General features: G+C 32.7%; 12 protein-coding genes. 7 read left to right on the top strand and 5 right to left on the bottom strand.

The annotated features are described in order from the left end of the window. Positions 1-160: 160 nt before the first annotated feature. The 5 genes from Q0921_RS12870 to Q0921_RS12850 all read left to right on the top strand — a co-directional run bounded on the left by Q0921_RS12870 (position 161) and on the right by Q0921_RS12850 (position 6190). On the top strand, positions 161-886 hold the full coding sequence (locus Q0921_RS12870; RefSeq protein ID WP_299257447.1) for a CDC27 family protein: 726 nt from the start codon (positions 161-163) through the stop codon (positions 884-886). Between the two features lie 241 nt (positions 887-1127). Beyond that, on the top strand, positions 1128-1397 hold the full coding sequence (locus Q0921_RS12865) for a hypothetical protein (protein ID WP_299257445.1): 270 nt from the start codon (positions 1128-1130) through the stop codon (positions 1395-1397). A 393-nt stretch (positions 1398-1790) separates the two neighbouring features. After that, positions 1791-3272 carry a lipase gene (locus Q0921_RS12860; RefSeq protein WP_299257442.1) on the top strand — a complete coding sequence of 494 codons (1482 nt, stop codon included), beginning with the start codon at positions 1791-1793 and terminating at the stop codon, positions 3270-3272. Beyond that, complete coding sequence (locus tag Q0921_RS12855) at positions 3259-4539, top strand: GDSL-type esterase/lipase family protein (protein WP_299257440.1); 1281 nt, start codon at positions 3259-3261, stop codon at positions 4537-4539. The genes Q0921_RS12860 and Q0921_RS12855 overlap by 14 nt, the downstream gene beginning before the upstream one ends. Then, the gene (locus tag Q0921_RS12850) at positions 4532-6190 is read left to right on the top strand and encodes an MBOAT family O-acyltransferase (RefSeq protein WP_299257438.1); all 1659 of its coding nucleotides are present in this window, start codon (positions 4532-4534) and stop codon (positions 6188-6190) included. The genes Q0921_RS12855 and Q0921_RS12850 overlap by 8 nt, the downstream gene beginning before the upstream one ends. Positions 6191-6796: 606 nt before the next feature. Here the strand turns inward: Q0921_RS12850 and Q0921_RS12845 are convergent. The 5 genes from Q0921_RS12845 to Q0921_RS12825 form a co-directional block, all read right to left on the bottom strand. Beyond that, complete coding sequence (locus tag Q0921_RS12845; RefSeq protein WP_299257436.1) at positions 6797-7108, bottom strand: hypothetical protein; 312 nt, start codon at positions 7106-7108, stop codon at positions 6797-6799. A gap of 12 nt (positions 7109-7120) precedes the next feature. Continuing rightward, complete coding sequence (locus tag Q0921_RS12840; protein ID WP_299257434.1) at positions 7121-7249, bottom strand: hypothetical protein; 129 nt, start codon at positions 7247-7249, stop codon at positions 7121-7123. Between the two features lie 295 nt (positions 7250-7544). Beyond that, complete coding sequence (locus tag Q0921_RS12835; protein WP_299257432.1) at positions 7545-7940, bottom strand: hypothetical protein; 396 nt, start codon at positions 7938-7940, stop codon at positions 7545-7547. A 16-nt stretch (positions 7941-7956) separates the two neighbouring features. After that, positions 7957-8694, bottom strand: a complete 738-nt coding sequence (locus tag Q0921_RS12830; protein ID WP_299257430.1) for a hypothetical protein — start codon at positions 8692-8694, stop codon at positions 7957-7959. A gap of 86 nt (positions 8695-8780) precedes the next feature. Then, positions 8781-9785, bottom strand: coding sequence for a hypothetical protein (locus Q0921_RS12825; protein ID WP_299257428.1), 1005 nt, complete (start codon positions 9783-9785; stop codon positions 8781-8783). Between the two features lie 491 nt (positions 9786-10276). Here Q0921_RS12825 and Q0921_RS12820 point away from each other — a divergent pair, with 491 nt between their 5' ends. Together Q0921_RS12820 and Q0921_RS12815 are read left to right on the top strand one after the other, a co-directional pair. Further along, complete coding sequence (locus Q0921_RS12820; RefSeq protein ID WP_299257426.1) at positions 10277-10930, top strand: uracil-DNA glycosylase family protein; 654 nt, start codon at positions 10277-10279, stop codon at positions 10928-10930. Positions 10931-11058: 128 nt separating this feature from the next. Continuing rightward, positions 11059-12804 (top strand): FAD-dependent oxidoreductase, encoded by a 1746-nt coding sequence (locus Q0921_RS12815; protein WP_299257422.1) that lies wholly within the window; start codon positions 11059-11061, stop codon positions 12802-12804. The last annotated feature ends 3 nt before the right edge of the window (positions 12805-12807 follow it).

Below are 12807 nucleotides of genomic sequence, written 5' to 3'. Positions count from 1 at the left end.
TTTAACATTCAAAGGGCTCAACTTGCAGTTCAAATTTGAGCACAGAAAATGATGTAAAATGCAGATTTTTAGATGAGTATTGTTAATTACGTGAAGTTTTGACTAGAGGTTAATTGTTTTTGTCTACAAACAAATTGTAGAGTTTTGTTATTTTCGTTGGATGCCATATTTTTTAATTATCGCCTTACAGGTTTTTTGTATTTATCACGCTATCAAAAATAGAAATGAGTATTATTGGTACTTTTTGATTTTATTTTTGCCGGTTGTTGGTAGTATTATCTATTTAGTCACCCAGGTTTTTAATAAAAAAGATCTGGATGTGGTTCAAAATGAGATTGTAAGTGTGATCAATCCTACTAAGAAAGTAAATGATCTTAGAAAGCAAGTAGAATTTGCAGACACCTTTCAGAATCGAGTGCATCTTGGAGACGCATTCTATGAAATAGATGATTATAACGCAGGCATAGAAGAATATGAAATCGCCTTGAAGGGTAACTATAATCAAGACGCAGGAGTTGTTAAAAAATTACTCGAGGGACATTATCAAACAAATCAATTCGATAAGGTGATTTTTTGTGCTGAAAAAATAAACTTAAGATCAGACTTTAGAGGCTCTAGAAGTCAGTTTCTATATGGTTTGGCGTTAGAGGAAAATGGCAGATCTAAAGAAGCAGAAGAAAATCTAAAACCAATCGATCAACGATATTCTAATTATAAAGAACGCTATGTTTTAGCTCAATTTCTTATTGAAAAAGGAAAAATTACAGAAGCCAAAGATATTTTGGAAGAGGTAATATTGGAATCTCAGCATATGTCCAAGCCTAATAGAAACAAATATAGAGAAGTAATTAATGATGTAAAGCAGTTAGTGTCTTCATTACAATAATGAACCTTGTTTGCTATTTTTTTAATATAATACAAACTTTTTTTTCATCGCTTTAATTTAATAAAATGTTATGCTATCTTTTTGATAGGTTGATATTTCCCTAAATTACACTATCTTTAAGTCTAAGGAATTTTATTTTGAGCAGTCATTATATTATCTGTTCAAATTATTCTTTATGAAGGCAAAACCTTGATTGCCTTTATAATGGCTCAAGGAATATTAATATTAATTCATTTTTATTATGTTTAAAAATCTCTTAAAACTAAACGGGGCTCAAGCAATTACTAAAAAAGAACAACAAACAATTAACGGTGGTGGATCTTCACGAGGAAATTGTTATCCCTTTTTTCATTTAGGACCTTGCAGATTAGACTGCAATTGCCCAGGAACTACTGCAAGACAACCATCAGGTGCAAGTCAGTATTGTCTTTTAAATTACCCAGCAATTATTCACAATGCTAGACAGTGTGGTGGTGGATCCGGTGGTGGTGGAGGCCCAATATTTGCTTAAGTAAAACGCTATAGTTTAATAACCTGTTGTGCATTTTGAAAGAAATGTTAAAGAAAAGCGTCAATTCGAGTAATTTTCCAAAATAAAATGGAGGAAAATTGTATCGAGAATAGCTTTTTGTGATCCAAAACCCTATTCTCGATACACTTCTTCTTTTAGTCGAAGCACTCGAATCGACGAATTTTGAATAAAAAAATGAAAATGTACAACAGGTTTTAATTATATGCTGCAATGGAAACATTGCAGCTTTTTTTATGTAAAGTGACATGTAGTATATCTTTTCTCTACTATAGATTAATAATTTCTTTGCATTTCGCAAAAACTTTCTATTTTTACAAAAACGAAAAGCCCCCGATAGTCTTGAAAATCAAACCTATTCAAATATCCCTGTTTTTGATACTCCTATTGGGTGGGTTATTTGGGTTGATGTTTTTGAGCAAAAAAGGAGGAATTCAAAAGGAGCAAATTCAAGAAGATGGATTTTCTTACGAAGGTATTTCTCTTAAGTACCCTACTTATAAAACGTTTTTAGCATTAGAAAAAGACTCTTCTATAACTAGACAAGATATTCTTAAAGTTACAGAAACTGTAGTTCCTGTGGCAGATGAATCGGATTTAGAGCCAGATATAACATCTGATGTTCTAGCCAAAAAAGATAGTATACAACGACCTGATTTTTCCAAAATAGACACAACAAAATTAGAAAGGATAATATATCCGGCTGGTAATCCTGATTTTGCCAAAGAGTTACAAGCTAAACTATCTTCCAAATCGTGTAGAATTTTGCATTATGGAGATTCTCAGATTGAAGGCGATAGAATTACTGGATATATACGTAACAGGCTGCAGGGAATGTACGGAGGGAGTGGTCCTGGGTTTATTCCTGTGAAACCTGTATATAATCAAATTGCGGCGATTGTAAAACCAAGTGAGAACTGGTTTAGATATGCTAGATTTGACCCAACACAAGAGAAATTTAAGCATAGGAAATACGGTGCCTACATGTCTGTATCTAGATTTACAGAACATAAAAAGGTACTTCCGGATAGTGTTTTATTAGATTCTTTACCATTAGTTAAGGCTTCTGTAACCATTGGTAAATCTAAAAAAGCATATGCTAAATTCAGAAGATTTACTAACATAGGATTGCATTATGGAAATTGTAATTTTCCGATAAAAATTTCTGTGTATAATGAAGGGAAGTTAATTCAACAAGATAGTTTGATTCCTGATGGGAAATATCATAAATATAGAATAAAAACCAGTACTACTCCTAGTAATTTAAAAATTGAATTAGAAGGAAAAGTAAGTGCTGATTTTTACGGGTTAACGTTAGATGGAGGATCAAGAGTTCAGATGGATAATGTAGCTATGCGTGGTTCTTCTGGGACAATTTTTTCTAGTACAAATGCTTCTATCTACGGTCAGATGACAAGGAGTCTAAAACCGAAGATCATTATTATGCAGTATGGAGGAAATACAATGCCGTATCTTAAGGATTCTACAAAAGTGGATAATTACGCTAAATCTATTGTCAATCAAATAAATTGGTTGAGACGTAGAACTAAAAATGTAAGCTTTGTATTTATCGGGCCTACTGATATGTGCCTTCCTGTAAATGGTAAGATGGAAACATATCCTTTATTACCATATCTTAATACCAAATTAATGGAAACTTGTTCTCAGAATAATGTTGCTTATTGGAGTATGTATGATGCTATGGGAGGAAAAGGATCTATGCCTTTTTGGGTAGAAGAAAAGCTCACGGCTAATGATTATATGCATTTTACCTGGAAAGGAACTAAAATTATTTCGGAATTGTTTTTCACAGCCCTATACCTTGACCTAAAAGAAGAACCAAATGATGAGACATAGCATATTATTTTTTTCTTTATTCATAGTTAGTTCTTTGGTAATGGCTCAAGATTATGTTTTGGATACGATTCAAAACAAATACCCTTTTGTAAATTGGGAAGCTAATCAAATCAAGTTCGCAGAAGATTCGCCTTCATTTGCCAAATTATTTCGTAAGCTGGATACAATTGTCAATGGAAGTGAAGAAGACATCCATATTTTTCATATTGGTGGATCCCATATTCAGGCGGATATTTATTCGAATAGATTGAGAACATATTTACAGCATATGAGTCCCACCGCAAAAGGACAACGTGGATTTATTTATCCATATAAAATCGCTGGCACAAATAACCCTAGTAATTATAATGTAGAGTTCGACGGGAATTGGACCGGATATCGTTGTTCTATAAAAAAGGATAGTGTAGCTTGGGGAATGGCAGGCGTGAGTGCTGTTTTTAAGGATTCTATTGCTAACATAAGAATTAAAGCTAATCATAGGGGTTATGATGCGCAACAATATGATTTTAATAGAATCAGAGTCTTTTATGATAATTGGAGCGATGATTATGAAATTAACTTTAAAGAATCAGGATTAATAGCGGATACCAAAGTAAATAAAGAAGCCCATTTTATTGAGTTTATACTTACACAAACACTAGAAGAATTAGAGTTTTGTATACAAAGAATTGGGAATCCAGAAAACCCCGAGTTCCTAATGATGGGGATGGAATTAATGAATGATAATAGAGGCGTAGAATATACGACGATAGGGGTTAACGGGGCCAGTTTTAGCTTTTATAATAGGTGTAAGTATTTTAATAATCAATTGATGCTTTATAAGCCTGACTTATTTATAGTTTCTGTTGGAACTAATGATGGATACCACCCTGATTTTAAGCCAAAAAAATATAAGAAGTATTATGAAAATCTTATTTTAACCGTTCAAAAAGCGAATCCTGACTGTGCAGTTTTGCTTACAGTACCTAATGATTCTTATTATAAGAGGAAATATCCAAATCCTAGAACAAGAGTAATGCAGAAGATTATTTATGATTTGGCGAAAAAACATAAAATGGGAGTTTGGGATTTTTATGAAATTATGGGTGGTTTTAATTCCTCCAAAGATTGGTATCAAAATAAATTGATGCCACGAGATAGAATACATTTTACACAGTTGGGATATAGAATTAAAGCAGATTTATTATTAAAGGCATTGACAAGTTCGTGGGAAAAAGAATTGAAGTTAGAGCCAAATTCTGTTTTGAATCAAATAATTAATGAATAGATTAAAAAATATTTTTTCTTTTTCAGAGGATTTTCCTTTGATATTTACGCAAGCAGATTTCTGGATATTCTTTGCAGCGATCTACTTTTTGTACGCAATTGTATATCGTAAAAAGAGCCTCCGTAGCGCATATCTTTTTGCCATTAGTTTATTATTTTATTATAAGACTAGTGGTTTATTTATCGGAATTCTGCTTTTTAGCACCGTAAATGATTTCTTTTTAGGTAAAGCCATTTATCATACTAAATCTGTTTTAGTAAAGAAAATGTTAGTAGCTTTTAGTGTTATTGTTAATCTTGGAACACTTTGCTATTTTAAATATGCCTACTTCTTTACAGAGTCTTATAATAGTCTTTTTGATACAGACTATCAGATAATTAATTATCTAGCACAGTTTGCTAATACTTGGGCAAATGTAGATTATTTTACTGTAGATGCGATTATATTACCAGTAGGTATCTCTTTTTATACTTTCCAAACAATAAGTTATAGTGTAGACATTTATAGAAAACAGATCAAACCATTAAATTCTATTATTGATTTTGGTTTTTTCGTGAGTTTCTTTCCTCAGTTAGTCGCTGGCCCTATTGTTCGTGCGGCAGATTTTGTACCACAGATCAGAAAAGAGATTAATATTACCAAAAAAGATTTTGGTAATGCGACTTTCATGATTCTCAAAGGACTGATCAAGAAAATGCTTTTTGCAGATTTTATAGCCATGAATTTTATGGATCGCGTATTTGATGTTCCAGAAATGTTTTCTGGATTTACCAATATTATGGCAATGTTCGGATATTCATTGCAGATTTATGGTGATTTCTCAGGATACACAGATATTGCTATTGGATTGGCATTGCTCATGGGATATAAATTACCAGTTAACTTTAATTCACCCTATAAGGCCATACATTGTGGAGATTTCTGGAAACGGTGGCACATATCACTATCCAGTTGGTTAAAAGATTACCTATATATCCCAATAGGAGGAAATCAGAACGGAAGTATTTTCTCTTATATATTTATTATTATTTTTACTTTTTTAGGAGCATTGGCATTTGCAGATTTTGGGATGGCTATTATTGCCACTTCTATAATAGGAGGGCTACTTGTTATTACTGTTTTTTCATCTAAAATCGCCTGGCATTTTAATAGAAATGTGAATATTATGATCACCATGTTGGTAGGAGGGTTATGGCACGGAGCATCTTGGAAATTTGTGATCTGGGGCGGACTTAATGGTCTAGGAGTTGTTGCTTATAAGTATTGGCGTACAATCAGTCCTTATGAAAATTCTAATACTTGGTTAGCCACCTTATGGAAGATTACATTCACTTTTGTTTTCATCACCTTTACCCGAATTTATTTTAGAGGGAATAGTATGGATCATATCGATCGTTTTTATCAGTCCATAATGACTAATATGGATTGGACGAACGCATTAGCAGTACTTTGGGAATATAGAGTGGTTTTCATTGTAATGCTGATCGGGTATATTACACATTGGTTGCCTTACAAAACCAAAGATTGGTTGCTAGATCAGTTTATTAAAAGTAATGTGGTGATTAAAGGACTAATAGCAACTGTTGTAGCTATTATCTGTTATCAAACCTATGCTGCCGATTTTCAACCATTTATTTATTTCCAGTTTTAGAAACCGTATTGTTATTGGGTATCTTGGTCTTCGACAAGCTCAGACTACCAGTTTCGAGACCTGTCCGCCTCAGGAGGACCGCTTAACTCACAACCCTCATTAACTTCTTTTTTCCTGTCTTCTCATTTCTCACAAACTCATCACTCATTAACTCCTTACTAATTCGTACTCTTTACTTTGTACTCACTACTCATAAATAACATCCCCTTAACCCCCTTCTAAGTGGGAATTTCGAACTTCGTGGTGAACCTCAATCTACCTTCTTTACTCCTTAACTAATACGTCACATCGAGTGTCCGCCTCTGGCGGATGTATCGAGATGTTATCTGAGTAAAAAAGTTGATAATTAGTTGATGGTTTGCCAAAATGAGGTCGCGTCTGTTATATTCAAATTTGAGTGATTTATACTCAATTTTGAGTGTTTTTTGCTCAATTTTGAGTGTTTTTTACTCAAACTTGAGTCTTTTATATTCAGTTTTGAATATTTTATACTCAACGACGAGTGTTTTTTACTCAACTTTGAGTACTATATATTCATAAAAAAACCAGAAAGACTCAAGGACGAATCTTTCTGGTGATGTTATCGGGGTTTCGTGATCGAAAAAATTATTTTTTAGAAAACCGCTTTCTTAAATCCTCATAAATCGGTTTGGCGCTAGGTACTCCTTTTTTGTTGGCTTCATTTACCTGTCCGTAGTACAATAATGCAGCTTGTAGGGCTTCACTGCCGGCTAATAGTCGAGTGTCATCTACATCAGAAAACAATTGTTCCAGCACATTGGCAATAGGAGTTAATTGGGATACTACGGTTTCATCTTTTAAGAACTCGTCTTTATCCATATAGCCTGGCATAAACTCTGGATTGGTTTCTGTATATCCTTTTACCTTTTGTACCGTAGGTAAGGATTTATCACCCATTTTAAAAAGCCCTCATCGTTCGTTAGCGGTTAACGCCTGTAAAAAAGGGGCTAACGCAGTTTTACATTCTTGTAGTTTAGTAGCTACTTCATCAATAGTTTCTTGCGGAATGACTACACTAATTTGGTTCTCTTGTGCCATACGTTCAATTTTTTTATAATTAGTATTCTTATTACACCCGCTTTTGTAGCGAGTCACTATACTATTGTGTATGGAACTATAGAATTGTTACCAGTGTTTTTGGAGTTTTTTTGGAAAGTTGGATATTTAGATTATTGGATCTTTGGAAAGTTGATGGTTGATGTTTTGACTTTGACTGAATAGGGTTGGGTTGTATGGGGCTTGCGTATGAGTGGTAGTGGATTTCTACTCACAAACCTTTCGGTTTAGCACTTATTAGCTATGTTTTATAGGACACCGTGTTATGTGTTTTTTTCTAATTTATCTTCTCGGGTAATAATGTTTTAATCTCTAAATCATGTTTATTTGATAAGTTCCAATTGAGGATACTATCACCTTGAAGTTCATCTAATCTTTTGAGTTTCTTCATAGGGGAATCATCTGTAATTCTCATTATTTGATGTCCATATTTTTCAATTCGATCACTTGGGAAAACTAAATTACCATAAACATAACGTTTTGATACCTTTTTGAAAATAGATTTTAGTCCTGTATTTTTTGTGTGTAAATGAACTGATAAATCATACATGAAATTTTCAATCCAGTTAATCTCTAAGATAAGAGTTCCTCCTGTTACGTCTTTTTCAGCTTTTAGATAATAAGATGTATCAGCATATTCTCTTTTATGTTCTTTAATTATTTTCCATTCCATGATGGGTTTTTTAAAGTCAGTATTTATTGTAGCCATCATTGTTATGTGCTTTTTTATTCCAAATCAGCTTGTCCGAGTCAAATAATTCTGATTTAATTGATTTAACTTTTCCTTTTTCTTTAAGCAAGTTGAGTGTTTGAACCAACTTTGGGGTATTGTCTTTATATTTATGACTTAATGATTTAAACTCTTTTGTTGTTTCCATATAGTATTGAAAGAACCATAAGTCTAATACGCCATAATAGCCATCAAATTTTAAATTTATATCTACAACTTGCCCTGTTTTAGAATTAGAAAAGCATATATCTCCTCCATGGAAATTATATCTCCAATTTTTTGATAATTTATTTTCATCAAGTTCTAATACTTTCCTTATTTCTAGGAATGTTTTTTTTGAATCTATAAAACTGTATTCATATTTTTCTTCAAATTCCGTTATCAGTTTTTCAGACGTTAACCTGTAACTTTTAATAGCTTTTTCTAATTCTCTAGAACTTTTTTCAATTTCTATGTCTGAAAATAAACTATAGATATTATAAAATTTCAGATCTTTAAATTCTCCCTTGTGAATTTCAACATTGAGATTTTGATTAATATTTTCAATATATTTTTTTAAGTTTTTTAGAAATCGGAATTTAAATTTAGAATTATAATCTATTCTTATCCGATCATTATTTTCCAACTCTTCTTTGATAACTTTTATGGTAGGCAAGTCACTGGTTTTATTACAATATATTTGTTTTAACTCTCTCATTTTTGGAATTGCACATAACGATTGATGTATAAGGCGTAATGTCCCGTTAGGGCATTATGACTTCATACATTCGTGTTATAAGCTTTTTATTTTTGGGATTCTAATAATTTTTCAATTTTAGCTAATCGCTCAGATAAAGATTTCAATTCCTGATTTTCCTTTTCAAGCTTTTCAATTTTAGCGTTTTGAATGTTCATTTTTTTCTCTTGTGCTATTGTATAAAGAGTCAGTTCCTCAATTTTTTGAAGTAATTTAGAGTCCATTTGTCCTAAAAAAATTCCATTTTCTTCTACCTCTTTTGCACTTGGGATATCTTTTAAATGTCCATTCTCTTTAATGTGATTTTCTACTTCTTGTAGAGTTGGTAGTTGATAATCATCAAAAAATACAAAGTCAGACCATCCAGTCTCTACTTTGATTTCTTTTGCTCTAATTTTACCATTAACGGCTAATCTCCAAGATTCAGGGTTAGTTGTACCAATACCGACATTTCCACTATGATTAATAATCATATCATAGCCATTATTAACTGTATTATTGTGAGGAACTTTAAATCCTAAGTATCCTTGATTATTCCCTGTAGCATACAAAGAAATATCAGAATGTAACGTTCCACCAGAGTTACTTTTTGATCTGAATCTAATGCTAGCCTCTCTATTTGGAGTATCATTTTCTAAACGCATTGTACTATAACTGTCACCATTTACAGTTAATATTCCATTGCTAGTAGTGGTTGTACCTATTCCAACATTCCCGTTGTAATCTGAAAGAATAATTTTTTTCCAATTTTTCCAGTTACCATTAAAATTGTATCTCAACCATAAATCTTCCCTGTTTAGCCCAAAAGCTAGTTGAGCGTCATATCTAGTATCATTAAATTGAGTTTGAAAAATTGACCACCAATTTTGTGAGTTTGGAAAGTTGTTTTCGATTGGAGGAGCAATTTGATTGTTTCTCCAAATTGCATTTTTTTCTCCTATAGCATTATTTGCATTATTAGAAGGAATACTTGTTTTAGATTCGACATATTCCTGAGCATTAATCAAACTAAATATTCCAAATAAAGAAATAATTAAAATTATTTTTTTCATCATTAAGTTTTTATCATTTATAATTAAGTGTCTTATTTGTAGAAAATGTTACCTTAAAATTTTGAGAAATTGCTCATAACATGGTTATATACGTACTAGTACGCATATTTCTTTTATATATTCAATTATAAACGATTACAAACGTATAATAAACGTTTAATTCTGCGGTTAATTTTTATATAGATTCTAAAAATAGCGTAAAATTCCCCATATAACAAAATTGTGTAGTGATTCTATGGAGTAGCTACTTTGATTGTGCTGGGTGTTAGTGTGATTATGGGTTGTTGGTTTTGGGGATTGGGTTTCGGACTTCGGACTTCGGACTTCGAGAGCCTCAGTCCTCGCTAACTTCTTTACTCCTGTCTTCTCATTCCTCACAAACTCACCACTCATTAACTTCTTACTACTTTGTACTCATTACTTAATACTCACTACTATTTCATAAATCTTGCTACCTTCGTAACTCATAATTCATAAATCGTTATTCCGTATTGTTCCAACACACCCATCCATACGAACCTTTTTTTCCTGAGGGAGCTACTAAATTAATAGTAGGAACTTTGCCGCCACCACGCTTTACTTCAGGAGAACTAAAAAAAGGAGACGTTGATTTTTGTTATGGCAGTATTAGCGGATTGCTATGGCCAGTTTTGGATCGTATTTTTGACTTAAAACTAAAATTCAAAACCACTGAGGAAGCTGTAGCGCAACGTAAGAATTTCTTAGCATCCAGAGGAATAGGAGTTTGTGATATCGTGCATAGTTGTAAACGAGATAAAATTGATGCTTCAGACCTGGGAATGCAATACATAGAACTTAGAGATGTAGTATCATATTTGCATCAGTATCCTAAAATCGATACACTTCTATTTACAGGCGGTAATAGTAAAAATGGCCCGGAATATTTCTTTAGAAAACATCTTAAAAATTACCAATTACAATTAGCATTGGTGTCTAATAACATTCCCAGAATACACAGCTTTCAGTTAGAAGAAAGAACAATAAAAACGGTGTCGCTAACAGCACCTTCTGGAGCAGCAAATAGATCTATTGGAAGTTTACAATCCTATAAGGACCAGAAAAATCAAAACCCTACATTCAATACTATTGATTTTAGAGTGATGCAGTACAGTGGTTTTTTTTAACTGAATTCTCCTTAATTTCAAGTATAAACCCCTATTTCATTTTGTTCATATATAAGGTAATTTAGTGTGCTTAATCATAGCGAATCAGACTAACTCTAGTGGTTATCACCGCACTAAAATTACTTTATATGGAAACATACTTACATAGTTTATTAGATGAAAACAATGATCCAATTGTTCAGAAATATTTAGAATATATTAAAACAGGATTCCCTAAAGCCAAAGGGAAGAAAAAAGATGTGTTAGTTGTTGGAGCTGGAATGGCAGGAATGGTTGCGGCATCTATTTTAAGAGGAGCAGGACATAATGTTACAATCGTAGAAGCAAATACCCGTATTGGGGGAAGAGTTAAGACTTTCAGGAATACAAAAATCAAGAAGTATTGGGAAGACGATTCATTGTATGCAGAGGCAGGAGCAATGCGATTACCTAATTTTCATAATATGATACTTGAGTATTGCAAACAACTGGAAGTTCCCTTGGAACCTTTTTATTACGTTTCTGTTGACAAAAAAGAAGCATTAAAAAATAAAGAACAGAATTATGTAAATTATGAAAAAGAGAGTGATGTATTTCCAAAGAAAACATTCAATTCATTCTTATTCGTTAATTATCAACAAGTAGTTCAAAAAGAGTATTATAAAAAAGATGCGGATATTAATAAATTACTGCACTATCATGTGCAAACTAATAAAGACCCAAATATTCCTGATGAAAATATAGCAGCCAATGTGTTGTTAAATAATGCGTTGCAACCGCTTAAGGATTTTATAGCTATTGATCCAGTTGCAAACTGGCCAAAACTAATAGAAAAATTAGGAGAATATTCTATGAGACGTTTTCTAAAAGAATTTACCAATTATTCTGAGAATGCGATAGAGATGATAGCCGTAATACAGAATCTGGAATCGCGGATGTCTTACGATTTCTTGCAAAGTTTTATCGAAGCTAATATCATTAAAAATGATACCGTATTCTGGCAAGTAGTGGGAGGGACAGATGTTATTACAGAGTCCTTTTATAAAAAACACGAATTAGCAGAAATTACACATCTTGATACCAAGATGACTGATCTCTATCTAAGAAACGGAAAAGTAAGGATCTCTACAGAAATAGAAATCAAGAGAGATTCGTCTTATTACGAAAAGATAGGGTTTACAAAGCAAGAAGTACCTGTAAGCGAGATGGAATTTGATGAGGTTATTGTGACGATACCATTTTCTGCATTTAGAATGGTACATGTATGGCCTAAATTTTCACAAGATAAAAGAAAAGCAGTTCGAGAGCTTCATTATGATTCTGCCACTAAAGTGTTGATTGAATTTACAGAGCGATGGTGGGAAAAAGATCCATATAATATTGTGGGAGGAGGAACCATTACCGATTTATCTAATCGTTTTATTTATTATCCAAGTCAGCATATTAATAGAGAAGGGAATGGATTAATGTTAGCTTGTTATTGTTGGGCAGATGACGCCAGAAAGTGGGATTCTATGAGTCATAAAGACCGTTATATATATGCATTGGATAACATTGCTGCAGCACACGCACCAGAGGATTTAGATGAACAAAGAAGAATTAAATCTTTATCTGTTTTCAATCCAGATTTACCAGAAAATCCAGAATATGTAGATGGGATAAAAGGAGCAGCAACTGTTTCCTGGATGCAGAATCCATATGCTTTTGGAGAGGCAGCTATTTTTACGCCAGGGCAATTAAATTTATTGCAGGGAGCTATAGAAAAACCTGAATGGGATGGAAAAGCCCATTTTGCAGGGGAACACACATCATTGAAGCATGCGTGGATAGAAGGTGCTATCGAATCTGGTATTCGTGCAGCATTAGAAGTAAATGAAACGTCTGTAGAACTTTAAATA

The sequence above is a fragment of the uncultured Aquimarina sp. genome (genome assembly GCF_947496855.1).
In the GTDB taxonomy this organism is placed as follows: domain Bacteria; phylum Bacteroidota; class Bacteroidia; order Flavobacteriales; family Flavobacteriaceae; genus Aquimarina.
The sequence above is the reverse complement of the archived record's forward strand: the minus strand, read 5'-3'. Positions and strand labels throughout refer to the sequence as shown.

What these genes read in the sequence shown, in the direction of transcription:
- Q0921_RS12870 (WP_299257447.1), top strand. Translation starts at nt 161, where the DNA reads ATGCCATATTTTTTAATTATCGCCTTACAGGTTTTTTGTATTTATCAC.
- Q0921_RS12865 (WP_299257445.1), top strand. Translation starts at nt 1,128, where the DNA reads ATGTTTAAAAATCTCTTAAAACTAAACGGGGCTCAAGCAATTACTAAA.
- Q0921_RS12855 (WP_299257440.1), top strand. Translation starts at nt 3,259, where the DNA reads ATGATGAGACATAGCATATTATTTTTTTCTTTATTCATAGTTAGTTCT.
- Q0921_RS12850 (WP_299257438.1), top strand. Translation starts at nt 4,532, where the DNA reads ATGAATAGATTAAAAAATATTTTTTCTTTTTCAGAGGATTTTCCTTTG.
- Q0921_RS12845 (WP_299257436.1), bottom strand. Translation starts at nt 7,108, where the DNA reads ATGGGTGATAAATCCTTACCTACGGTACAAAAGGTAAAAGGATATACA.
- Q0921_RS12840 (WP_299257434.1), bottom strand. Translation starts at nt 7,249, where the DNA reads ATGGCACAAGAGAACCAAATTAGTGTAGTCATTCCGCAAGAAACTATT.
- Q0921_RS12835 (WP_299257432.1), bottom strand. Translation starts at nt 7,940, where the DNA reads ATGGAATGGAAAATAATTAAAGAACATAAAAGAGAATATGCTGATACA.
- Q0921_RS12830 (WP_299257430.1), bottom strand. Translation starts at nt 8,694, where the DNA reads ATGAGAGAGTTAAAACAAATATATTGTAATAAAACCAGTGACTTGCCT.
- Q0921_RS12825 (WP_299257428.1), bottom strand. Translation starts at nt 9,785, where the DNA reads ATGAAAAAAATAATTTTAATTATTTCTTTATTTGGAATATTTAGTTTG.
- Q0921_RS12815 (WP_299257422.1), top strand. Translation starts at nt 11,059, where the DNA reads ATGGAAACATACTTACATAGTTTATTAGATGAAAACAATGATCCAATT.